This is a genomic window from Streptomyces clavuligerus (assembly GCF_005519465.1).
GTDB classification, from domain to species: domain Bacteria; phylum Actinomycetota; class Actinomycetes; order Streptomycetales; family Streptomycetaceae; genus Streptomyces; species Streptomyces clavuligerus.
On the sequence record NZ_CP027858.1, the window covers coordinates 3,351,085 to 3,374,630 of the forward strand.

General features: G+C 69.5%; 21 protein-coding genes. 9 read left to right on the plus strand and 12 right to left on the minus strand.

Annotation, left to right across the window (positions count from 1 at the left end; translation table 11 throughout):
- Positions 1-99: 99 nt before the first annotated feature.
- The 3 genes from CRV15_RS14045 to CRV15_RS14055 all read right to left on the minus strand — a co-directional run bounded on the left by CRV15_RS14045 (position 100) and on the right by CRV15_RS14055 (position 3,405).
- Positions 100-1,377, minus strand: coding sequence for an MFS transporter (locus CRV15_RS14045; RefSeq protein ID WP_003956519.1), 1,278 nt, complete (start codon positions 1,375-1,377; stop codon positions 100-102).
- Positions 1,378-1,555: 178 nt separating this feature from the next.
- Entirely contained in the window at positions 1,556-2,638 is a 1,083-nt protein-coding gene (locus tag CRV15_RS14050; protein ID WP_003956520.1) for an inositol-3-phosphate synthase, read from the minus strand.
- Positions 2,639-2,688: 50 nt separating this feature from the next.
- Positions 2,689-3,405, minus strand: coding sequence for a PadR family transcriptional regulator (locus CRV15_RS14055; RefSeq protein WP_003956521.1), 717 nt, complete (start codon positions 3,403-3,405; stop codon positions 2,689-2,691).
- Between the two features lie 360 nt (positions 3,406-3,765).
- Between CRV15_RS14055 and CRV15_RS14065 the strand changes: the two genes are divergently transcribed.
- Together CRV15_RS14065 and CRV15_RS14070 are read left to right on the plus strand one after the other, a co-directional pair.
- Positions 3,766-6,495 (plus strand): transglycosylase domain-containing protein, encoded by a 2,730-nt coding sequence (locus CRV15_RS14065; RefSeq protein WP_230864145.1) that lies wholly within the window; start codon positions 3,766-3,768, stop codon positions 6,493-6,495.
- Between the two features lie 203 nt (positions 6,496-6,698).
- Entirely contained in the window at positions 6,699-8,369 is a 1,671-nt protein-coding gene (locus CRV15_RS14070) for a glycosyltransferase family 87 protein (RefSeq protein WP_078564457.1), read from the plus strand.
- Between the two features lie 56 nt (positions 8,370-8,425).
- Here the strand turns inward: CRV15_RS14070 and CRV15_RS14075 are convergent, their stop codons facing one another.
- The 3 genes from CRV15_RS14075 to CRV15_RS14085 form a co-directional block, all read right to left on the minus strand.
- Complete coding sequence (locus CRV15_RS14075) at positions 8,426-9,457, minus strand: alanine racemase (RefSeq protein WP_003956526.1); 1,032 nt, start codon at positions 9,455-9,457, stop codon at positions 8,426-8,428.
- Between the two features lie 146 nt (positions 9,458-9,603).
- Entirely contained in the window at positions 9,604-10,722 is a 1,119-nt protein-coding gene (locus tag CRV15_RS14080; protein WP_003956528.1) for a lipid II:glycine glycyltransferase FemX, read from the minus strand.
- Between the two features lie 136 nt (positions 10,723-10,858).
- On the minus strand, positions 10,859-11,170 hold the full coding sequence (locus CRV15_RS14085) for a hypothetical protein (protein WP_003956530.1): 312 nt from the start codon (positions 11,168-11,170) through the stop codon (positions 10,859-10,861).
- A 281-nt stretch (positions 11,171-11,451) separates the two neighbouring features.
- Between CRV15_RS14085 and rpsF the strand changes: the two genes are divergently transcribed.
- The 4 genes from rpsF to rplI all read left to right on the plus strand — a co-directional run bounded on the left by rpsF (position 11,452) and on the right by rplI (position 13,175).
- Positions 11,452-11,742: a 30S ribosomal protein S6 gene (rpsF, locus tag CRV15_RS14090; RefSeq protein WP_003956532.1), complete on the plus strand. Its 291-nt coding sequence runs from the start codon at positions 11,452-11,454 to the stop codon at positions 11,740-11,742.
- Positions 11,743-11,816: 74 nt separating this feature from the next.
- Positions 11,817-12,410, plus strand: coding sequence for a single-stranded DNA-binding protein (locus CRV15_RS14095; protein ID WP_003956533.1), 594 nt, complete (start codon positions 11,817-11,819; stop codon positions 12,408-12,410).
- 63 nt (positions 12,411-12,473) lie between these two features.
- Positions 12,474-12,710 (plus strand): 30S ribosomal protein S18, encoded by a 237-nt coding sequence (gene rpsR, locus CRV15_RS14100; RefSeq protein ID WP_003956534.1) that lies wholly within the window; start codon positions 12,474-12,476, stop codon positions 12,708-12,710.
- A gap of 18 nt (positions 12,711-12,728) precedes the next feature.
- Positions 12,729-13,175 carry a 50S ribosomal protein L9 gene (gene rplI / locus CRV15_RS14105; protein WP_003956535.1) on the plus strand — a complete coding sequence of 149 codons (447 nt, stop codon included), beginning with the start codon at positions 12,729-12,731 and terminating at the stop codon, positions 13,173-13,175.
- Between the two features lie 183 nt (positions 13,176-13,358).
- On the opposite strand, the gene CRV15_RS14110 is transcribed toward rplI, so the two are convergent.
- Complete coding sequence (locus CRV15_RS14110) at positions 13,359-14,696, minus strand: MATE family efflux transporter (protein WP_003956536.1); 1,338 nt, start codon at positions 14,694-14,696, stop codon at positions 13,359-13,361.
- A 443-nt stretch (positions 14,697-15,139) separates the two neighbouring features.
- Here CRV15_RS14110 and dnaB point away from each other — a divergent pair, with 443 nt between their 5' ends.
- The 3 genes from dnaB to CRV15_RS14125 all read left to right on the plus strand — a co-directional run bounded on the left by dnaB (position 15,140) and on the right by CRV15_RS14125 (position 19,024).
- On the plus strand, positions 15,140-16,606 hold the full coding sequence (dnaB, locus tag CRV15_RS14115) for a replicative DNA helicase (RefSeq protein WP_174391426.1): 1,467 nt from the start codon (positions 15,140-15,142) through the stop codon (positions 16,604-16,606).
- Between the two features lie 57 nt (positions 16,607-16,663).
- Entirely contained in the window at positions 16,664-17,554 is an 891-nt protein-coding gene (locus CRV15_RS14120) for an aminoglycoside phosphotransferase family protein (protein WP_003956541.1), read from the plus strand.
- Between the two features lie 81 nt (positions 17,555-17,635).
- A complete protein-coding gene (locus CRV15_RS14125; RefSeq protein ID WP_003956542.1) occupies positions 17,636-19,024 on the plus strand; it encodes a serine hydrolase domain-containing protein in 1,389 nt (462 codons plus the stop codon).
- Between the two features lie 10 nt (positions 19,025-19,034).
- Here the strand turns inward: CRV15_RS14125 and CRV15_RS14130 are convergent, their stop codons facing one another.
- The 5 genes from CRV15_RS14130 to CRV15_RS14150 all read right to left on the minus strand — a co-directional run bounded on the left by CRV15_RS14130 (position 19,035) and on the right by CRV15_RS14150 (position 23,484).
- Positions 19,035-19,505, minus strand: coding sequence for a MarR family winged helix-turn-helix transcriptional regulator (locus tag CRV15_RS14130; protein ID WP_003956543.1), 471 nt, complete (start codon positions 19,503-19,505; stop codon positions 19,035-19,037).
- A 93-nt stretch (positions 19,506-19,598) separates the two neighbouring features.
- The gene (locus tag CRV15_RS14135) at positions 19,599-20,474 is read right to left on the minus strand and encodes a GNAT family N-acetyltransferase (RefSeq protein WP_003956545.1); all 876 of its coding nucleotides are present in this window, start codon (positions 20,472-20,474) and stop codon (positions 19,599-19,601) included.
- Between the two features lie 235 nt (positions 20,475-20,709).
- The gene (locus CRV15_RS14140) at positions 20,710-21,189 is read right to left on the minus strand and encodes an NUDIX domain-containing protein (RefSeq protein ID WP_003956546.1); all 480 of its coding nucleotides are present in this window, start codon (positions 21,187-21,189) and stop codon (positions 20,710-20,712) included.
- A gap of 52 nt (positions 21,190-21,241) precedes the next feature.
- Positions 21,242-22,132, minus strand: coding sequence for a LysR family transcriptional regulator (locus CRV15_RS14145; RefSeq protein ID WP_003956548.1), 891 nt, complete (start codon positions 22,130-22,132; stop codon positions 21,242-21,244).
- A gap of 215 nt (positions 22,133-22,347) precedes the next feature.
- Positions 22,348-23,484, minus strand: a complete 1,137-nt coding sequence (locus tag CRV15_RS14150; protein ID WP_003956549.1) for a cystathionine gamma-lyase — start codon at positions 23,482-23,484, stop codon at positions 22,348-22,350.
- Positions 23,485-23,546: the final 62 nt, after the last annotated feature.

Sequence of the window (23,546 nt, forward strand, 5' to 3'; positions counted from 1 at the left end):
CGAGGGGTCGGGGTCATGTTTCACGTGAAACATGACCCCGACCCCTCGGTGTTTCACGTGAAACACCCTCGCGATGTTTCACGTGAAACATCGCGAGGGTCAGCGGACTCCGCCCGTCCGTCGCCAGTGGTTCAGGGTCAGGGCGATCCCCGCATAGATCAGCGCCACCAGAGCGACCAGCTCCACCGACCTGCCGTCGGAGGGGAGGAGTAGCGCCGCGATGGCGGCGGCGCCGACGAAGGCGACATTGAACAGGACGTCGTAGAGGGAGAAGACCCGCCCCCGGTAGGCGTCGTCCACCGAGGTCTGGACGACGGTGTCGGTGGTGATCTTCGACCCTTGCGTGATGAACCCCAGAACGAAGGCAGCGACCAGGGTCGGGGCCGGAGCAAAGGGCAGTCCCAGGGCCGGTACGAGTACGGCTGCCGCAGTGGCACAGAGCACCAACCAGCCGGGGCGTCCCAGACGGCCGACGGCCCAGGGGGTCAGAACGGCGGCGGCGAAGAAACCGGCACCGGAGACCGCGACGGCCAGACCCAGCAGGGCGAGCCCGTCCTCCTCGTTCTCGTACCAGGCGTAGCGGCAGAGCATCAGGACCATGACGGTCAAGGCTCCGTAGTTGAAGCGCATCAGCGTCATCGAGGCCAGTACCCGCGCCGCCACCGGGTGCTCCGCCAGATGTCGGACCCCGCCCGCCAGGCCGCGGGCGGTGGAGGCGATGGCGGCGCCCAGGCCCGGTTGCGAGCCGCCGAGGTCGGGCCCCAGCAGCTCACGGGCCATGCGCAGGGACGCCAGGGCCGAACAGAGATAGAGGGCGGCGCCGAGCAGCACCACGGCGGCGTCGGAGTGTCCGGCGTCGCCGGAGATCAGCCGCACCACGAAGGCGAGCCCGCCACCCGCGGTCGCGGCCAGGGTCCCGGCGGTCGGGGAGAGGGAGTTCGCGACGACGAGACGCTCCTCGTCGACGACCCGGGGCAGTGCCGCGGAGAGTCCGGCCAGGACGAAGCGATTGACCGCGGTCACCGTGAGGGCCGAGGCGTAGAAGAGCCAGTCGGGCACGGAGGCAAGGATCAGGACGGCGGTTCCGCCCGCGAGCGCGGCCCGTAGCAGGCCCCCATAGAGAAGGACCTGTCGTCGCTGCCAGCGGTCGAGCAGAACACCGGCGAACGGGCCGACCAGGGAGTAGGGCAGCAGTAGTACGGCCATGGCGGAGGCGATGGCCGCCGGTGAGGTCTGCTTCTCCGGGGAGAACACCACATAGGTGGCGAGGGCGACCTGGTAGACGCCATCGGCCGACTGGGAGAGCAGCCTCACCGTCAGCAGTCGGCGGAAGCCGGTCAGACGCAGCAGAGCGCGAAGATCACTGACGACGGGCATGCGGTCAAGCGTCACATACGCGGAGGGCCCCCAGGGCGATGACCCGGGGACCCTCTCTGGCACAGCAGCCGATGACCGGACTCAGATCTTGGCAGTTCCGGCCGTCCGGACCGGGGCGGCCGTCATCGCCGCACGCTCATCGACGACCGAGGAGCGTACGGGAACCGGCCTCGGTGGCTCAGCGCTCGACGGTGCCCGCGATGAACTTCTCGACGTTCTCCCGCGCCTCGTCGTCGAAGTACTGAACCGGCGGGGACTTCATGAAGTAGGAGGACGCGGAGAGGATCGGACCGCCGATGCCCCGGTCCTTGGCGATCTTCGCGGCGCGCAGGGCGTCGATGATGACACCGGCCGAGTTGGGGGAGTCCCAGACCTCCAGCTTGTACTCCAGGTTCAGCGGGACGTCGCCGAACGCACGGCCCTCCAGGCGGACGTACGCCCACTTGCGGTCGTCCAGCCAGGCCACGTAGTCGGAGGGACCGATGTGGACGTTCTTCTCGCCCAGCTCACGGTCGGGGATCTGCGAGGTGACGGCCTGCGTCTTGGAGATCTTCTTCGACTCCAGGCGCTCCCGCTCCAACATGTTCTTGAAGTCCATGTTGCCGCCGACGTTCAGCTGCATCGTGCGGTCCAGGATGACTCCGCGGTCCTCGAACAGCTTCGCCATCACACGGTGCGTGATGGTGGCGCCGACCTGGGACTTGATGTCGTCGCCGACGATCGGGACACCGGCCTCCGTGAACTTGTCCGCCCACTCCTTGGTACCGGCGATGAACACCGGGAGGGCGTTCACGAAGCCGACCTTGGCGTCGATGGCGCACTGGGCGTAGAACTTCGCCGCGTCCTCGGAGCCCACGGGCAGGTAGCAGACCAGCACGTCGACCTGGCGGTCCTTGAGGATCTGGACCACGTCGACCGGGGCCTCGGGGGACTCCTCGATGGTCTCGCGGTAGTACTTGCCGAGACCGTCGAGGGTGTGGCCGCGCTGCACGGTGACGCCGGTGTTCGGCACATCGCAGATCTTGATGGTGTTGTTCTCGCTGGCGCCGATGGCGTCCGAGAGGTCGAGGCCGACCTTCTTGGCGTCCACGTCGAAGGCGGCGACGAACTCGATGTCGCGGACGTGGTACTCGCCGAACTGGACGTGCATCAGACCCGGCACCTTGCTGCTCGGGTCGGCGTCCTTGTAGTACTCGACGCCCTGGACCAGCGAGGCGGCGCAGTTGCCCACGCCGACGATGGCTACGCGAACCGAACCCATTCCGGTTGCTCCCTGTGTGATCTCGGATGAGACCCCGCGACCGCGAGGTCTCAGTTGACGGGTCCGTCGGACGTATCCGGCGGGGTGGCGGGCCCGGAGGAGGTTCCTCCGGGGGACGCGTCACCCCTGTCCCGGGGCAGGCCGCCCGACGGCCCGGTTCTGTCGTCCTGCTGAGCGGAGCCGTCGGAGGGGGACCGCCGTTGGTCCCGCCCCGCCCGCTCGCTCTCGATGAGCTCGTTCAGCCAGCGCACCTCGCGCTCCACCGACTCCATGCCGTGGCGCTGTAGCTCCAGCGTGTAGCCGTCCACGCGCTCCCGGGTGCGGGCCAGTGAGGCCCGCATCTTCTCCAGGCGCTCCTCCAGCCGGCTGCGGCGGCCCTCCAGGACCCGCATCCGCACCTCGCGCTCCGTCTGTCCGAAGAAGGCGAAGCGGGCGGCGAAGTGCTCGTCCTCCCAGCTGTCCGGCCCGGTGTGGGCGAGGAGCTCCTCGAAGCGCTCCTTGCCGTCCGGCGTCAACCGGTAGACGATCTTGGCGCGGCGCCCTGCGAGTGAAGCGGACAGGGCTTCCTCGGGAGCGCTGCCCGTCTCTTCGATCAGCCAGCCGTTGGCGACCAGCATCTTGAGGCAGGGGTAGAGCGTCCCGTAGCTGAACGCTCGAAAGATCCCCAGTGAGGTATTGAGCCGTTTCCGCAGCTCATACCCGTGCATCGGAGCCTCACGGAGCAGGCCGAGTACGGCGAACTCAAGGATGCCCGAGCGTCTGCTCACCATGGCGCTCCTTCACCGTTCCGGCTGCTTATGCCGTGCTGATGTATCGACTCGATACATCAGCACGATAGGCCGGTGGTTCTGCTGCGACAAGAGGGGTCATCGTGAACGGCGTCACATCGTCAATTGATACGGAGCAACTTGCCTGTTTTGGGGTGAACTTCGAGATCCGGAGTGATTTGAGCGTGCGTAGTCTGTGCGGATGCAGACCACCGGGAACCGTGTGCCGCCCTCAGGCGTCATCACCGTGGATGCACAGCGGTTGAGTCCTCCGCGGGACTCGCCCGTATCCATTTCGGGGGTACCGGACCACCACTGCCGCTTCCAGGCGTACGCGCCTGCCCGAGGAGTAGTTGTTCGATGAGCGAGCACCGTCGCAAACCGCCGCAGCCCCAAGGTGGCGGGCGTGCGGCAGCCAGGCGTGCCCAGCAGTCCTCCGGCCGCCGGGCGGCCCCGCACCAGGAAGCCGAATCCGGCTCTCCCCCCGGGCCGTACGGTGAGCCGGAGCGACCCTACGGCGGACGGGCCGAGGCCCGCCGCGCCGCGCGCCGCGGTGGCCGCAGACGGACACAGAACGGCGCGGGAGCCGGTCACGGCGGCCATGGCGGCCCGGGCGGCGGACGCCGCGGCGGTGGCCACGGAGGCCCTGACGACGGCCGTCCCGGCAAGAAGAGGCTGATCGACTACCCGCGCCGGGGCAAGTACGGGTGGCGCCGCTGGATGCCCTCCTGGAAGCTGGTGAGCGGCCTCTGCCTCGGCTTCATCGGCAGTCTGATGGCCGCGGCCACCCTCGCCTACGCATGGGTGGACGTGCCGGACCCCGACAAGATGGCCGAGGCCGAGAACAACGTCTACTACTGGGACGACGGCACCCAGATGGCGGCGACCGGCGGTGAGGTCAACCGGCAGAACATCGACATCAGCCAGATCCCGAAGGTCATGCAGAACGCCGTCATCTCGGCGGAGAACAAGACCTTCTGGAAGGACTCGGGCATCGACCCGCGCGGTATCACCCGCGCGATGGTGAACATGGCCAAGGGCCAGGACACCCAGGGCGGCTCGACCATCACCCAGCAGTATGTGAAGAACGCCCGGCTCAACGATCAGTCCCAGACCTTCAGCCGGAAGTTCAAGGAACTGTTCATCTCCATCAAGATCGACAGCACGGTCGACAAGAAGGACATCCTCACCGGGTACCTGAACACCTCGTACTACGGCCGCAACGCCCACGGCATACAGGCCGCCTCCCGGACGTACTACGGCAAGGACGCCCAGGATCTGAACGTGAGCGAGTCCGCGGTGCTCGCCTCGCTGCTCAAGGGGGCGACGCTCTTCGACCCCGCGGGCGCCCCGGAGCTCAACCCCGCCGCGACCCCGGAGCGGAACCGGGAGCGCGCGGAGAAGCGCTGGCGCTGGATCCTCGACGAGATGGTCAAGGACAAGCACCTGTCCGCGACGGAGCGTGACAAGTTCATCGACAAGGGCTTCCCCATGCCCAAGCCGGTGAAGAAGAGCGCACAGCTCGGCGGTCAGGTCGGCTATCTGGTCGACCTCGCCAAGCAGAACTTCCTCGTCAACAACAACCAGGGCATCGACGAGAAGGACCTGGCGCAGGGCGGCTACGAGATCCACACGACCTTCAACAAGGCCAAGATCCGGATCCTCGAAAAGACCGTCGAGGACGTCTACGCGAAGAACATCGACCCCAAGAAGCGCCCGAAGACGGACACGCATGTCCAGTTCGGCGGCGCCTCGGTCGAGCCGGACACCGGCAAGATCGTGGCCATCTACGGTGGTGAGGACGCCACCAAGCACTTCGCCAACAACGCCAACGAGACCGGTGCCCAGGTCGGGTCGACCTTCAAGCCCTTTGTGCTCGCCGCCGCCCTGCGGGACGGAAAGCGCGACCCGAAGCTGGGCCCCGTCCAGACCGCGCAGCAGCGCACGATCGTCGACCCCGACAAGAGCATCTACCGGGCCGACGACCGACAGGTGATCAAGAGATACAACGGCGAGATCTGGCGCGACGAGGCGGGCAACGACTTCCGGCAGGTCAACGACGGCAATCTGTCCCACGGTGAGATCACCCTGCGGGACTCGATGATCGTCTCCGCGAACTCCTCGTATGTGCAGCTCGGCATGGATGTCGGCGTTCCCGAGGTGCGCAAGGCGGCCATCGACGCGGGTCTGCTGGACTCCTCGCTGGAGAAGGCCGAGGTCCCGTCGTTCTCCCTCGGTATCTCCAGCCCGAGCGCGATCCGGATGGCGTCCGCCTACGGCACCTTCGCCGCCAGCGGTACCCAGCGCGACCCGTACTCGGTGCAGAAGGTGAAGAAGCGCGGCGCGGTGATCTTTGAGCACAAGGACTCACCGAAGCAGGCGTTCTCCCCGCAGATCGCCGACAACGTCACCGATGTGCTCCGGGACGTCGTCGAGGACAACGAGAAGGGCACCGGCACCAACGCCCAGATCTCGGGCCGTGACGTCGCCGGGAAGACCGGTACCACCGACGGCAACAAGTCGGCGTGGTTCGTCGGCTACACCCCGCAGCTCTCGACCGCGATCGACATGTTCCGGCTGAACGACGACGAGAAGGTCGCCAACCGGGGCTTCGAGGTCATGTACGGCACCGGCGGCCAGATGAAGATCCATGGCGCCTCGTTCCCGTCGGAGATCTGGCAGGCGTACATGCAGGCGGTCCTGAAGGGAGAGCCCACGGAGCGGTTCCCGAAGCCGGTGCCCATGGGCGAGACCGTCTGGGGCGCCGGCGCGATCAGCCCGCCCCCGAGCCCCACGGCCTCCGCCTCCGACGAGCCGGACAGCAGCCCGCCGCCGAAGGAGACCGAGGAGCCGACCTCCCCCTCCCCGACGGCGAGCACGTCCGAGAAGCCGCCGACCATCCCGAGCCCCACGGCGTCCGCCACGTCCTCCTGCCCCGCCTGGGAGTGGGACTGCGGCAAGCCCAGCAGCCCCAGTCCCACCAACTCGGAGTCGAGCGACCCCGGCGGACCGGGTGACGGAGACACCGGGGACAACGACGGACAACCCGCCCCCGGCCCGAACGGGTTCTGGGGCGCCCCGAGGGAGTAGCACCCGCAGCCCCTCCGACACCCGCGCGGCCCTGTGGCCCCGTGTGCCGGAGCGGGGCCGGACCGGCCATGAGGGCCGTCGCACCCGGCGCACGCCATCCGTACCCCGTGTACGCAGGCGGCGCCCGGTGCGGCGGCCCTCGCCCGTATCCGCCCCCGCGGACAGCGCTCCCGCCCTTCCCTCCGTACGGCAGGATGAGCACCATGCCCAGCGCAGAAGAGACGAGCGTGTACGACGACCGGCCGGACGTCCGGCCCACCCGGCGGGACTCCGTCGCGGCGTCCGGCAGTGAACTCATCGGCGGTCCGGCAGGACGCTGGGCCCGGCGCTCACCCGGCGGCTCCGCCACCCCTGTACGGGTCGTCGCCCTGGTGGCCATCGGCATGTTCGCGCTGGGCATGGTGCAGAAACTGCCTTGTTACAACTGGGCCTGGTTCCGGGGCGCGAACTCCCAGTACACCCACGCCTGCTACTCCGACATCCCGCACCTCTATGTGGGCCGGGGCTTCTCGGACGGTCTCCTTCCGTACTTCGACCGCCTCACCGGCGACATGGAGTATCTGGAGTATCCCGTTCTGACCGGGCTCTTCATGCAGATCGCCTCCTGGCTCGACCTGTCCGACGGCACCCTCCAGGAACAGCAGCAGATGTACTGGATGGTCAACGCGGGCATGCTGATGATCTGCACCGCGGTCATCGCCGTCTGTGTGACCCGGACCCATCGCCGCCGCCCCTGGGACGCGCTGCTGGTCGCCCTCGCCCCCGCCTTCGCCCTCACCGCCACGATCAACTGGGATCTGCTGGCCGTCGCGCTCACCGCCGCGGCGATGCTGATGTGGTCCCGCGGCCGGGCGGTGGCCTTCGGGGTGCTGATCGGCCTGGCGACCGCCGCCAAGCTCTATCCGGCGCTGCTGTTCGCCCCGCTGCTGCTGCTCTGCTGGCGGGCCGGGCGGTGGCGGGAGTTCCTCACGGCCTCCCTCGCCGCCGCCGGGACCTGGCTCGCGGTCAATCTGCCGGTGATGATCGGGGCTCCCGAGGGGTGGAAGAAGTTCTACACCTTCAGCCAGGAGCGCCAGGTCGACTTCGGCTCCCTCTGGCTGGTCCTCCAGCAGCGCACCGACTCCGCGCTCGACCCGGAGACGGCGAACAACTACGCGATGCTGCTCATGGTGCTGATCTTCGCGGGTATGGCCCTGCTCACCCTGTCTGCGCCCCGGCGCCCCCGCTTCGCGCAGCTCGCCTTTCTGATCGTCGCGGCCTTCATCCTCACCAACAAGGTCTACTCGCCGCAGTACGTCCTATGGCTGATCCCGCTCGCCGCGCTGGCCCGCCCGCGCTGGCGCGACTTCCTGATCTGGCAGGCGTGCGAGGTCCTGTACTTCCTGGGGATCTGGATGTACCTCGCGTTCACCACCGGCGGGAAGAACCAGGGGCTGCCCGCCGAGGGCTACCACCTGGCCGTCGTGGCGCATCTGGTGGGAACGCTGTATCTGTGCGCGGTCGTGGTGCGCGATATCCTGCGGCCCGACCGGGACGGAGTACGGCAGGACGGCGCCGACGATCCGTCGGGCGGGGTGCTCGACGGCGCCCCGGACCGGTTCACCCTGGCACGGAGGGCACCCGCCGGGGCCGGGCCGCTCGGAGGCCCGGCGGTGAGCTGGGGCGTCGAGCCCGCGGGCGCCTCCGGGCCGGGTCCGGTACGGCCCGCGGGGCCCGTGCCGTCCGGCGACCCGGTGCGGACGGGACCTGCCGCGGAACCGGACGGCGCGGCCGTGCGGCCGGACCGCAGCCCGGAGACGGACCCGGAGACCACCGAGACCGCAGGGAACACGAAGATCGCGGGAAAGCCCGGGACGCCCCGGGAGCCGTCGTAGGGCTTTCCGGGGCCGGGTCCGCGGTCGGAGGAGGCCCTGGAGCCCCCTGACCTGCCCTAGTGGTCGACCAGCCGGTCGAACTGCGTCGTGGTGTGCCGCAGATGCGCCACCAGCTCGTCACCGACCCGGGGCTCCTGCGCGTCGGACGGGATGAACAGGATCGACACCTGCATGTGCGGAGGCTCGGCGAACCACCGCTGCTTGCCCGCCCACACGAACGGCGAGAGATTGCGGTTGACGGTCGCCAGACCGGCCCGCGCCACGCCCTTGGCCCGCGGCATCACCCCGTGCAGCGCCTTCGGGGCTTCGAGGCCGACCCCGTGGGAGGTGCCCCCGGCGACGACGACCAGCCAGCCGTCGGAGGCCGCCTTCTGCTGCCGGTAGCCGAAACGGTCGCCCTTCGCGACCCGGGTGACATCGAGGACCGCGCCGCGGTACTGGGTCGAGTCGTGGTCGCCGAGCCACAGCCGGGTGCCGATACGGGCCCGGAACCTGGTCTGCGGGAACTGCTGCTGGAGCCGGGCCAGCTCATCGGCGCGCAGATGGCTGACGAACATGGTGTGCAGCGGCAGCCGGGCGGCCCGCAGCCGGTCCATCCACGCGATGACCTCTTCGACCGCGTCCGAGCCGTCGGTGCGGTCCAGCGGCAGATGGAGGGCGAATCCCTCCAGCCGGACGTTGTCGATGGCCGCCGTGAGCTGCGGCAGCTCGTGCTCCAGCACACCGTGGCGCTTCATGGAGCTCATGCACTCGATGACGACCCGCGCTCCGACCAGGGCATGGACCCCGTCCACCGAGGAGACGGAACGGACGACCCGGTCGGGCAGCGGCACCGGCTCCTCGCCCCTGCGGAAGGGGGTGAGCACCAGGAGATCGCCGCCGAACCAGTCCTTGATCCGGGCCGCCTCATAGGTGGTGCCCACGGCCAGCATGTCCGTGCCGAAGCGGTTGACCTCCTCCGACAGCCGCTCATGGCCGAAGCCGTAGCCGTTCCCCTTGCAGACCGGCACCAGTCCGGGGAACTGGTCGATCACGGACTTCTGGTGGGCCCGCCAGCGTGCGGTGTCGACATACAGGGAGAGCGCCATGGCCGGCCCGGAACCTTTCTGATGACTGCGGTGTATCGGGAGTCTGTGCGAAATGGACGGGATCTACGAGGTTACGGGGTGGGCGCGGGCGCCGTGAGGGCCCGTGTCCACCCGACGGCCGGCGGTCGCCGGACGTCGCCCCCGGGTCAGCGGCGGGACATATACATGTCGAGCGCCTTGTGCAGGAGCTTGTTGAGCGGGAAGTCCCACTCGCCGACGTACTCGACGGCCTCGCCGCCGGTGCCGACCTTGAACTGGATCAGACCGAAGAGATGGTCGGTCTCGTCCAGGGAGTCGCTGATGCCCCTCAGGTCGTAGACGGTGGCGCCCATCGCGTAGGCGTCCCGCAGCATCCGCCACTGCATCGCGTTCGAGGGCCGGACCTCGCGGCCGATGTTGTCGGAGGCCCCGTACGAGTACCAGACATGGCCGCCGACCACGAGCATCGTGGCCGCCGAGAGGTTCACCCCGTTGTGCCGGGCGAAGTAGAGCCGCATCCGGTTGGGGTCCTCGGTGTTGAGGACCGTCCACATGCGCTGGAAGTACGAGAGCGGACGGGGCCGGAAGCGGTCACGGACCGCGGTGATCTCGTAGAGGCGCTGCCACTCCTCAAGGTCGTAGTAGCCGCCCTGGACCACCTCGACACCGGCCTTCTCGGCCTTCTTGATGTTGCGTCGCCAGAGCTGGTTGAAGCCCTTGTGGACATCGTCCAGCGAACGGTTGGCCAGCGGCACCTGGTAGACGTACCGGGGCTGGACGTCGCCGAAGCCGGCGCCCCCGTCCTCACCCTGCTGCCAGCCCATCTTCCGCAGCCGGTCGGCCACCTCGAAGGCGCGCGGCTCGATATGGGTGGCCTGCACGTCCCGCAGCCGCTTCACCTCCGGGTCCTGGATGCCGGACTTGATGGCGGGCGCGTCCCAGCGGCGGATGACCACCGGGGGCCCCATCTTCACGGAGAAGGCGCCCTGCTGCTTGAGGTGCGCGAGCATCGGCTGGAGCCAGTCCTCCAGGTTCGGCGCGTACCAGTTGATCACCGGTCCCTCGGGGAGGTAGGCGAGGTAGCGCTTGATCTTGGGAAGCTGGCGGTAGAGAACCAGAGCCGCGCCGACGAGCTGTCCGGTGCGGTCGAACCAGCCGAGGTTCTCCGAACGCCACTCCGTCTTCACATCGGCCCACGCCGGAACCTGGCAGTGACTGGCCGCTGGCAGGGACTGGATGTACGCCAGATGCTGCTCTCGGCTGATGGTCCTCAGGGTCAGGCTCATGCGGGGCGCTCCTCGGCAGGTGTGTCCCCATGGGTCTGGGGCTCCAGCTCTCGCGCCGAAGCCTACTGGGCGGGTGGAACAGCCCGAATGGCCGCGTGGCCCTCCGACCACGCGGCCATCCAGGGGCAGTGCCGGATCAGCCGCCGATGACGCCGCCGAAGAGCCCGCCGTGCGCCATGCCGAGGAAGAAGCCGACGGCGGAGGCGCCCAGACCGATGACCAGGGCCGTGCGCTCACGTGTCGTCACCGAGATGAACTGGCCGTAGCCCCCGGTGAGGATTCCCAGCAGGCCCGCCCAGGAGCTGACCAGGTGCAGATGGTGGAAGAGCGAGGTGATGAGCGCGAGGGCGCCCAGGACGAGCGTCACCGCGGCCAGGGTGTCCTGGAGGGGGTGGGGCTTGCCGTCCGTGGCGAAGAGGGATGTCTGACGTCGCATGGCCTGTGCCATGTGGCACCTCCTGGCGTTGCCGGAGCACGGCGCTCCGTAGCGCCGTGCGCACCCGATGTGTACAGATTGCTTCCGCCGGGCACTGGATTTCAACCGCACGCGTCTCTGCGGGTACTCTGTACGGTCTGCACCGGTGTCTGCCCAGGCCAGAGCCGGACGTCCGTCACTGTCGGTGAGGGGCGACCCCCAGCTGTTGCGCTCAGGCGCCCGGTGCTTACGCATTACGACCCTCCTGCCACGGAACGCCCGTGGCCGCTGAGTCCAAAGGAGGTGGGTTCCACATGCGTCACTACGAGGTGATGGTCATCCTCGACCCCGATCTGGAGGAGCGCGCTGTCGCCCCGCTGATCGAGAACTTCCTCTCCGTCGTCCGTGAGGGCAACGGAAAGGTGGAGAAGGTCGACACCTGGGGCCGTCGTCGTCTCGCCTACGAGATCAAGAAGAAGCCCGAGGGCATCTACTCGGTCATCGACCTGCAGGCCGAGCCCGCGGTCGTCAAGGAGCTCGACCGGCAGATGAACCTGAACGAGTCGGTCCTCCGGACCAAGGTCCTCCGTCCCGAGACCCACTGAGCTCTCCGCTCAGCAGTCATCGGGCTTGAGTAGCAGCAAGCAGCCAGAAGCAATCCCCGCCGAGAGGTTCACCCATGGCAGGCGAGACCGTCATCACGGTCGTCGGCAATCTTGTCGACGACCCCGAGCTGCGCTTCACCCCGTCGGGTGCGGCGGTCGCGAAGTTCCGTATCGCGTCCACCCCCCGCACCTTCGACCGTCAGACCAATGAGTGGAAGGACGGCGAGAGCCTCTTCCTGACCTGCTCGGTCTGGCGTCAGGCGGCGGAGAACGTCGCCGAGTCCCTCCAGCGCGGCATGCGTGTCGTCGTGCAGGGTCGGCTGAAGCAGCGGTCGTACGAGGACCGCGAGGGCGTGAAGCGCACGGTCTACGAGCTGGACGTCGAAGAAGTCGGCCCCAGCCTCAAGAACGCCACGGCCAAGGTCACCAAGACCACCGGACGTGGTGGCCAGGGTGGCTACGGCGGCGGTGGCGGCGGCCAGCAGGGCGGCAACTGGGGCGGTGCCCCCAGTGGTGGCCAGCAGGGCGGCGGCGGTGCACCCGCCGACGACCCGTGGGCGACCGGTGCGCCGTCCGGCGGCCAGCAGGGCGGCGGAGGCAACTGGGGCGGAAGCTCCGGTGGCTCCGGTGGTTCCGGCGGCGGCTACTCGGACGAGCCCCCCTTCTAAGGACCCCTTCGGTCCTTCGGGGTGCTCGCACTCCCAACTTCTTGATCACACAGGAGATACATCATGGCGAAGCCGCCTGTGCGCAAGCCGAAGAAGAAGGTCTGCGCATTCTGCAAGGACAAGACCGTGTACGTGGACTACAAGGACACGAACATGCTGCGGAAGTTCATTTCCGACCGTGGCAAGATCCGTGCCCGCCGCGTGACCGGCAACTGCACTCAGCACCAGCGTGACGTCGCCACGGCCGTGAAGAACAGCCGTGAGATGGCGCTGCTGCCCTACACGTCCACCGCGCGATAAGGGAAGGGTGACAGCATCATGAAGATCATCCTCACCCAGGAAGTCACCGGTCTCGGTGCCGCTGGCGATGTCGTCGAGGTCAAGGACGGCTACGCCCGTAACTACCTTGTTCCGCGCGGGTTCGCGATCCGCTGGACCAAGGGCGGCGAGAAGGACGTGGCGCAGATCCGCCGCGCCCGCAAGATCCACGAGATCGCGACCATCGAGCAGGCCAACGAGGTCAAGGCCAAGATCGAGGGCGTGAAGGTCCGTCTGGCCGTTCGCTCCGGCGACGCCGGCCGTCTCTTCGGCTCCGTCACCCCGGCCGACGTCGCTTCGGCGATCAAGGCCGCCGGTGGCCCCGAGGTCGACAAGCGCCGCGTTGAGCTCGGTTCGCCGATCAAGAACCTGGGCTCGCACCAGGTGTCCGTGCGTCTGCACCCCGAGGTTGCCGCGACCTTCGGTATCGAGGTCGTCGCCGCCTGAGGCAGCGTCTGAGCGCACGCGTGTGAACGCACGGAAGGGCCGTACCCCGGGGGGTACGGCCCTTCCCGTTGTTCCGAGACGTGCCTCTGCTCTGAGATGCGCCTTGCTCCGGAACGCCTCGATGTTTCACGTGAAACGCTCGGTTTCACGTGAAACAGTCTCTTTCGGGAGGAGCCGTGAGGCTCAGCGGGTGGCGCCCAGGACGATCCAGTGCCCCGAGCGGGCACGGAGCCACAGGGTGGCCAGCCGGACGGCCATCATCAGTGTCATCGCCCACCACAGCGCGGTCAGCCCGCCGCCGAGGGCGGGAATCAGCAGGGCGACCGGGGCGAAGACGGCCAGGGTGGCCAGCATGGCCCAGGCCAGATAGGGGCCGTCACCGGCTCCCATCAGGACACCGTCGAGGACGAAGACCACTCCGGCGATGGGCTGGCAGAGCGCGACGACCAGCAGGGCCGGCAGCAGGGCGTCCTGGACCAGGGGGTCGTCGGTGAACAGCGGGGTGAACAGCGGCTGGGAGATCACCAGCAGCATGCCCATGACTCCTCCGAAGACGATGCCCCACTGCACCATCCGGCGGCAGACCTGCCGTGCTCCCTGGGCGTCCCCGGCTCCCAGGCAGCGGCCGATGATCGCCTGGCCCGCTATGGCGATCGCGTCCAGGGCGAAGGCCATCAGACTCCACAGCGAGAGAACGATCTGATGGGCGGCGATCTGGTCGTCCCCCATCCGGGCGGCGACGGCGGTGGCGATCATCAGCACGGCCCGCAGCGACAGGGTGCGGACGAGCAGGGGGGCTCCGGCACGGGCGCTGGCCCGTATGCCCGCCGCATGGGGACGCAGGGAGGCACGGTGGCGCCGGGCCCCGCGGATGACCACGATCAGATAGGCGACGGCCATCCCCCACTGTGCGATCACGGTGCCCCAGGCGGAACCGGCGATGCCGAGTCCGGCCCCGTACACCAGGCCCACATTGAGGACGGCGTTCGCGGCGAAACCGGCCCCGGCGACCACGAGCGGAGTGCGGGTGTCCTGGAGGCCGCGCAGTACGCCGGTGGCGGCCAGCACGATCAGCATGGCGGGGATGCCCAGGCTGGATATGCGGAGATAGGTGACGGCGTAGGGGGCGGCGGTGTCGGAGGCCCCGAGGATGTCCACCAGCGCGGGCGCGGCGGGCAGGGTCAGGGCCACCAGGGCGGCTCCGAGGAGGGTGGCCAGCCAGATGCCGTCCATGCCCTGGCGGATGGCGGCACCGAGATCGCCCGCGCCGACCCGCCGGGCGACGGCGGCCGTGGTGGCGTAGGCGAGGAAGACACAGACGCTCACGGCGGTCATCAGCAGGGCGGCCGCGATGGCGAACCCGGCGAGCTGGGCGGTGCCGAGGTGGCCGACGACGGCGCTGTCGACCATGACGAAGAGGGGTTCGGCGACCAGCGCTCCGAAGGCGGGGAGGGCGAGCGAGACGATCTCTCGGTCGTGCCGCCGCCGGAGCGCCTTCGGGGAGGTGGGGGCCTGGGTCATGGGCTCAAGGTAATCGTCCACAGGTAATAGATGCAAACCGTGTGTGGCTATTACTTCTCATCGAAGCGCCGGTTCCGGGGCGTCTCGTTTGTCGCGATCTTGGCCCCCGGGGAAAAGTTTTTCTCCCCCACAGGCCGTGGATGGAAGACTCGCTGGTCAGAGGGGTCCTCCCGGGCGTGACATGATTTTGTCCACAGCACTGTCCCCCGCTCCATGCACAGGTTCCGGGGAGTTCTCCACAGCATCGGGGCGCTCATCCACATGGCCTGTGGATAACCAGATTGGCTGACGGTGCCCGGGGCCCTACCGTGGACCCTCGCCCGACGCGCCGGAAGCGGAGTTGGGCCACTCGTTTTGTCAGTCCTGTGCCGTAGAAAGAGGGGGCACGGCGAGGTCCGCTGAGCGGACGGGAGGAGGTGGCCCGGGTGAGTGTCTCCGAGCCCTTGGACGACCCCTGGGCGGCCGAAGGCGGCCCCGGCGACCGTCTGCCCGTCTCCCGTCAGCGGCGCGGGGACCAGCGCTCCGGCCGGGACGACCAGCACGACCGGGGCAGGGACTCCGAGGGCTGGGACGGCGGCTCCCCCGGCTTCGAGCGGGTGCCGCCCCAGGACCTCGACGCCGAACAGTCGGTCCTCGGCGGCATGCTCCTCTCCAAGGACGCGATCGCCGATGTCGTGGAGGTCCTCAAGGGCCACGACTTCTACCGTCCGGCCCATGAGACGGTCTACACCGCCATCCTCGACCTCTATGCCAAGGGCGAGCCCGCCGACCCCATCACCGTCGCCGCCGAGCTGGTCAAACGGGGGGAGATCACCCGCGTCGGCGGTGCCTCCTACCTCCACACCCTCGTCCAGTCGGTGCCGACGGCGGCCAACGCCTCGTACTACGCCGAGATCGTCCACGAGCGGGCGGTGCTCCGGCGTCTCGTGGAGGCCGGTACCAAGATCACGCAGATGGGCTATGCGGCCGACGGCGACGTGGACGAGATCGTCAACTCGGCCCAGGCGGAGATCTACGCGGTCACCGAGCAGCGCACCAGCGAGGACTATCTGCCGCTCGGCGACATCATGGAGGGCGCGCTCGACGAGATCGAGGCGATCGGCTCCCGCAGCGGTGAGATGACCGGGGTACCCACCGGCTTCACCGACTTCGACTCGCTGACCAACGGCCTCCACCCCGGCCAGATGATCGTCATCGCCGCCCGTCCCGCGATGGGCAAGTCCACGCTCGCCCTGGACTTCGCCCGGGCCTGCTCGATCAAGAACAACCTGCCGAGCGTGATCTTCTCCCTGGAGATGGGGCGGAACGAGATCGCGATGCGGCTGCTGTCCGCCGAGGCCCGCGTCGCGCTGCACCACATGCGCTCCGGCACCATGACGGACGAGGACTGGACCCGGCTCGCCCGCCGGATGCCGGACGTGTCGCAGGCGCCGCTCTACATCGACGACTCCCCGAACCTCTCGATGATGGAGATCCGCGCGAAGTGCCGTCGGCTGAAGCAGCGCAACGATCTGAAACTGGTCGTGATCGACTACCTCCAGCTGATGCAGTCCGGCGGCTCCCGGCGCGCCGAGAGCCGGCAGCAGGAGGTCTCGGACATGTCCCGTAACCTCAAGCTGCTCGCCAAGGAGCTGGAGCTCCCGGTGATCGCGCTCTCCCAGCTGAACCGTGGCCCCGAGCAGCGCACCGACAAGAAGCCGATGGTCTCCGACCTGCGTGAGTCGGGCTCCATCGAGCAGGACGCCGACATGGTGATCCTGCTGCACCGCGAGGACGCCTACGAGAAGGAGTCCCCGCGCGCGGGCGAGGCCGACCTGATCGTGGCCAAGCACCGTAACGGCCCGACCGCCACCATCACGGTCGCGTTCCAGGGCCACTACTCGCGCTTCGTGGACATGGCCCAGACCTGAGCCGACCGCCCGGGTAATTCACTGGCCGAGGCGGAGCCCGGGCAGAAGGCTGTCACCGTGACACTTCATGAGAACGAGATCGGTGTGGATGAGGCGGTCGTCCGGTCGCTGCTGCGGGAGCAGCGACCGGAGTGGGCCGACCTCCCCGTCTCCCCGGCCGGCGCGGGCACGGACAACACCATGTACCGGCTCGGCAGCCATCTGCTCATACGGCTGCCGCGCACGCCGGACAACGCGAAGGCCGTACAGAAGGAACAGACGTGGCTGCCGCGGCTGGCGCCGCATCTTCCCTGTCGCATCCCGGAGCCGGTGCACGCCGGTACCCCGAGTTCCGCCTTTCCGCTCGCCTGGTCGGTCTACCGCTGGATCGACGGTGACGAGGCCGGCCCGGGATCGGTCACCGATTGGCCCGCCTTCGGGGCCGACCTGGCGGCGACCGTGCAGAGGCTGCACTCCGTCCCTCTGATGGGAGCTGTGCGGCAGGGCGGGCTCAGCTGGTACCGCGGGGGTGGCCTGGGAGCGTGCGACCGGTGGATCAGCGAGTACTTCGACACCTGCGGGACGATCCCGGGTCTCGACCTCGACCTCGCGTACCTGCGGCACCTGTGGCGGAGTGCGCTCGCCCTGCCCGAGCCGTCCGGCCGGCAGGTATGGCTCCACGGCGACCTCAAACCCACCAACCTTCTGGTTCAGCAGGGGAAGCTGCACGCGGTCATCGACTTCGGGTGTCTCTCGGTCGGCTTTCCCGACGCCGAGCACGCGCCTGTGTGGGATCTGCCCCCCGGGGCCCGACAGGCGTACTGGGACGCCATGAGCCTCGACGACGTGACGTGGTCGCGTGCCCGGGCGTGGGCCATCGCCGTCGGAGTCAGCGGGGTGGCGTACTACTGGGACACCTATCCCGCCTTCGTCGGCGCATGCCTGTCGCGCCTCCGCGCGATCACGTGACAGCGGGATCGATGAGTACGGCCCCCGCAGCTCCGGGACCCGGCGGACGGTGCGGTGCGGGGACTTCGATAGACCTGCTCCATGACCTCATCAGTGACCACTCTGCTGCCCGCCACCGAGCGGGCCCTGCTGACCAGCGTCGCCACCGCCCAGTCCACGGGCCGCAGCCCCTCCCTGGTCGCCGGAGTCGCGCGCGACGGGCAGCTCGCGTGGACCGGGGGCTGTCCCGAGACGGACGGATTCCGGCCGGCGCAGACGCAGTACCGCATGGGCTCGATCACCAAGACCTTCACCGCCGTCCTGGTGCTGCGCCTCCGTGACGAGGGGCTGCTCGACCTGGACGACCCGGTGGAGCGGCACCTGCCGGGCACGGGGCTGGGGCCGGTGACGATCGCCCAGCTCCTCGGGCACGGCGGCGGGCTGCGCGCCGAGTCGCCCGGACCCTGGTGGGAGCGGACCCCGGGCACGCTCCGGCCCGGACTCGCCGATGTGCTCGGCGAGGGCCCGATCCACCCCGCCGGACGGCGCTTCCACTACTCCAACCCCGGCTACACCGTGCTGGGTTCCCTGGTCGAGGCGGTCCGTGGTGTCCCCTGGGAGGAGGCGCTGCGCACCGGGATCCTTCAGCCCCTGGGGCTCACCCGCACCGGCCTCAGGCCCGAGGCGCCCGCCGCCGAGGGCTGGGCGGTGCACCCCTGGGCGGATGTGCTGCTCCCCGAACCCTGCGCGGACCTGGGGCTGATGACCCCGGCGGGAGGGCTCTGGTCCACGGTGACCGACCTCTGCCGGTTCGCCGTCTTCCTGGCCGAGGGGGACGACCGGGTGCTCGGGGCGTCCTCGGTGCGCGAGATGAGGACGCCGTCCACGCCCGCGGAGAACGGCGAGTGGGACAGCGCCTACGGTCTGGGGCTCCAGGTCGTCCGGGCCGACGGCCGCACCCTGGCCGGGCACAGCGGCTCACTGCCGGGCTTCCTCGCCGGACTCTGGTTCAGCGTGGAGGACCGGATCGCCGCGGTCGCGCTCGCCAATGCCACCTCGGGACCCGCCGTCCCGGCGGTCGCCGCCGACCTCGTACGGATCGTGGCGGAGGCCGAGCCGCCGCTGCCCGCCCCCTGGAAGCCGCTGGCCGGGGTTGATCCGGAGCTGCTGGCGCTGACCGGCCCCTGGTACTGGGGGACGTACACGTATGCGCTGCGGCTGCTTCCCGGCCGGGCGCTGGAGCTCCAGCCGCTGAAGGGTTCCGGCCGGGGCGCCCGTTTCACCCCGGAACAGGACGGCACCTGGACGGGGCAGAACGGCTACCACGCGGGGGAGACGCTGCGGGTGGTGCGCCGGGAGGACGGTTCGGTCCGCCATCTCGACGTGGGGTCCTTCGTCTTCACCCGGGAGCCCTACGAGCCCGGCGCCGGGGTCCCCGGCGGTGTGGACGCCGAGGGCTGGCGGGGCTTCCCCGACCCGTCCCAGGGGTGATGCCCGGGGTTCAGGAACCGGTCTCCGCCGGGGCGTGCAGCTCCTGGACCGTCCGGACCAGAGGAGCGAGGACGGGGTTCTCCGCCGCCTCGTCGAAGGCGTCCCGCAGAGCGGTGTCGTGCGTGGGACGGGACGCGTCGAGCAGGGTCAGCCCGTCCTCGGTCACATCGGTGTAGATGCCCCGGCGGTCGGTGTCGCAGAGATAGCGCCGCAGCAGACCGCGGTCCTCCAGCCGGGTCACCAGGCGGGTGGTGGCGCTCTGGCTGAGGACCACGGCCTCGGCGACCTCCTTCATCTGGAGATGGCCGCCGGGGCCGCTGTGCTGTCGGCTGAGGACGTCCAGCAGGGAGAACTCCCGCATGCTGAGTCCGTGCCGCTTCTCCAGGGCACGCCCCACCCGGGTCTCGATCTTTCCGTGCAGCAGGGAGAGGGCGCACCAGCCCTGGGCGAGCCCGGTGAGCGAGGGATCGGTCACGGCCATCTCTGTCCTCCTCCACGCCCCAGCGGCGTATCCCCAGGGTAGACGACATCCGCAAAAGTCCGCGTATGCAAATACCCGAGGGTGGCCGGCCGGTCAGCCCATGGCGATCGACAGCGGGGCGAAGCGGCGGGTCCAGTCCCCCGGCAGATCGTCCTGGGCGTGGTTCATGACGGTGTTGAACGTCACCGACTCCAGCCCGTGTGCCTTCAGCCAGTCGAGAAATTCCGTGTGACGCACATCGACATCGGTCCTCAGCGGCCGGTCCGTGGCCGCCGCCACCGAGCTGACCAGGGCCTTCGCCGTCTCGGTGGTCTCGGCGACCAGCGGGCCCACGACATGGGTCTCCCTATTGGGCCAGGCCGCCGCGTACCCGGTCAGCAGACCGCCCTGCTCCGCCACCCGGATCTGGTCGGCGAAGGCCGGGAGCCGCGTGATCAGATGGGTGCGGTCCACCCCGAAGACCTCGTTGTCCAGCCGGATGATCGCCGGAAGGTCCTCCGCGGTGGCCGGGCGGGTGGTCACCGCCCCGCCCTTCCCGCTGTCCCTGCCGTCCGCCCCGTTCGCGCGGAAGTGCCCGCAGACCATCTCCGCCCGCCCGGTGGCGGAGAAGCCGAGCTGCTCGTAGAGCGGTCGGCCGAGCGGGGTCGCATGGAGGGTGACCGGGGTGTCCCCGGCCTCGGCCAGCACATGCCGCATCAGACGACGGCCGATGCCCTGCCGCGCGTACTGCTCGGCGACGAGCACCATCCCCACGGCCGCGAGCCGGGGGCCGTACGAGGTCACCACGCAGGCCGCCGCCAGCCCCTTGTCCACGGGGTCGTCGATGCCGTAACCGGTTCCGGCCGCGAGCAACAGCCCCCACCGGTGTTCCTCCCGTTGCCACCCTCGGTTCTCCGCGAGATCGACGCAGGACGGGAGATCGTCCACGGTGAGACGGCGAATGGGCAGCTCGGGGAGTGGTGTCGGCATAGGGATCAGGCTGGCTGACACGGTGATCACTCGTCCAGTGCTTTCCCGGAAGCGTTCACTGCTTTCCCGAAAGGCTCAGAAGGGCCCAGAGAGCCAGAAGGGCCCGGCAGGGCGGGAATGCCTCCGGCCGAGGAAGCAACTGACGATGTTTCACGTGAAACACGGCCCGGATACGGGCCGCACGGCGAGGCGTCTGCCGGGCGCGGGAACCCGGCAGAACCCATCGTGAGCGGGGCTACCCCAGGTCGGGGGCGTGCATGGCGCGTACGCCCTCGATATTGCCGTCCAGGTAGTGGCGCAGCGACAGCGGGACGAGATGGACGGCGGCGATTCCCATACGGCTGAAGGGGACCCGGACGATCTCGTACTCCCCCCGGGGGGTCTCCACCTCGGGGCCATGGCGGCGGGCGGGGTCCATGGACTCCAGTCGGCAGACGAAGAAGTGCTGGACCTTCACCCCGGTGATCCCGCCGCCCGCGATGTGCTCCACAGTGTCGACGAAGCAGGGCACCACATCGGTGACCTTGGCCCCCAGCTCCTCGTCCAGCTCGCGGTGGAGCGCCGCGACCACGGTGGCGTCACCCGGCTCGACTCCGCCACCCGGTGTCAGCCAGTAGGGATCGACTCCGGGCTTGGTGCGCTTGATCAGAATCAGATCGTCGCCATCGAGCAGGATGGCGCGAGCGGTGCGTTTGACCACGGGACGTTCGGTCATGTCTGGAAAATGGCCCGTTCGGTCCGCTCTGAAACGCTTCCGGGCCGCACGGTCACCAGTCGACGGCGGCGCGCATCAGCCATTCATGGGCCCGCGCGATGGGCGGCAGGGTGAGCGTTCCCGTGCGGACCACGAGAAAGTAGGTACGCAGCGGAGGCATCGGGGGATCGAGCAGGGCGATGAGCCGTCCGCGTTCCAGGGCCTCCGCGCAGAGATAGCGCGGCAGGACGGCGAGACCCGCGCCGGAGGCGGCGGTCTCCAGAACGGCTCGCAGATCGGGAGCGATGACGGCACCGGCGGCGGCCGGGCGGGACTCGAAGACCGTGGCCCAGTAGCGCGAGATCAGGGGCAGCGACTCATGGACATCGACCACGGGGAGCTGTTCCAGCAGAACGTCCCCGCCCCGCAGGACGTCGGGCCCGAGCCGGGCCGCCCAGCGGGGCGCGGCCACCAGGACATGTTCCTCGTCGCAGAGCGGGGCGGAGGTCAGCAGTCCGCCGCGCGGCTGGGCGGTGGTGATCGCGAGGTCGTGATGGCCTGCGGCCAGGCCGTCGAGGATCTCCTCGGCGGTGCCGAAGGAGACCCGCAGGGCCAGTCCCTGGGAGATCAGCGGGGAGAGGGCGGGCAGGGCGCGCAGCGCCGTGAACTCGGGCGGACCCGCCAGATGCAGGGTCCGGGTGCCTGCCTCCTCGTCCAGTCCCGCCCCGGCGATCTCGACAAGGGCGTCCAGATGGGGTGCGGCCCGGTGGGCCAGCTCGTCGCCGATGGTGGTGGGGGTCACGCCCCGGGCCTGCCGGAGGAAGAGCGGTCTGCCGAGCTGTCGTTCCAGCGTCCGTATCTGTCCGGTCACCGCGGGCTGGGAGAGTCCGAGGAGGGCGGCGGCCCGGGTGAAGGAACCGGCCCGGTGCACGGTGACGAATGTGCGTAACAGGGCCAAATCCATACCGATCCCCTCCCGGCCGACTATATCCACGGACCGGACAACCATAAATAAGTCGATAGGCCGCTGTCGCTACGGTGATTGGACTCTGACGCAGAGTCAACTAGCCTTGTTCGCGCGGTTCTTCTGGGGGGATGAACCGGGGCGGTCCGAGCCATGAGGGGGGAGGCTCGGGCCGCCCGTCGGCGCGCCCCGGCGGCAGGGCCTCGGGCCCGGCCCTATCCGGCCGCCGCCTCGTCCAGCGCCCGCAGCACATCCGCCACCAGGTCCTCCGGGTCCTCCACCCCCGCCGAGAACCGGACGAAACCCTCGGGCACCGCGTCCCCGCCCCACCGTCCACGGCGCTCGGCGGACGAGCGCACGCCGCCGAAGCTGGTCGCGTCGTCCACGAGCCGCAGCGTCTCCAGAAAGCGTTCCGCGTGGGCGCGGTCGGGGAGGACGAACGAGACCACACTGCCGTATCGGCGCATCTGCCGGGAGGCGAGCGAATGCGACGGATCGGTCGGCAGCCCCGGATGACGCAGCCCCGAGACCTCGCTCCGGTCGCCCAGCGCCCGCGCCAGCGCCAGGGCGTTCGCGCACTGCCGGTCGATCCGTAGCTGGACGGTGGCGAGTGAACGGTGCGCGAGCCAGCTCTCCATGGGGCCGGGGATCGCCCCGGCGACCTTGCGCCAGTCCCGTACCTCCGCCGCCCGCGCGGCGTCCCGGCAGGTCACATGGCCGAGCAGCAGATCGCCGTGACCGGTGGTCCCCTTGGTGTCACTGGCCACCGAGAAATCGGCGCCCAGGGCCAGAGGCCGCTGACCCAGCGGGGTGGCGAGGGTGTTGTCGACGGCGACCAGCGCACCCGCCGTGTGGGCGGCGTCCGCCAGTCGCCGGATGTCGCAGACGTCGAGCCCGGGATTGGACGGCGACTCGATCCACAGCAGCCGGGCCCCGTCCAGCACGGACAGTTGGGCGTCCCCGCCCGTCGGCGCGGTCCGGACCTCGACACCGAAGGCGCGCAGCCGTTCGGCGATCAGCGGCAGCGCCTGATAGCCGTCGACCGGCAGGACGACCGTGTCGCCCGCTCTCAACTGGGAGAAGACCACCGCGGAGATCGCGGCCATGCCCGAGGCGAAACAGACGGTCTCCACCTGCTCGCCCGGGGCCTCCAGCTCCCCGATCGCCCGTTCCAGCCGGGTCCAGGTCGGGTTGGAGTCCCGGCCGTAGGTGTAGGGGCCGGTCGGCTCGCCCGGCAGATGGAAGTGCGCGGCGAAGACCGGACCGGGCAGCGGTGGCTCGTACGGCACCGGCTCGGGCAGTCCCGCCCGTACCGCTCGTGTTCCGTCGCCCAGAGGTGTGGTGCTGTTCATCCGGTTCTCTCGCGTTCTGTGCTGTGCGTTGTGTGGCGCGGTGTGTGCTGGGGGACGTGCGG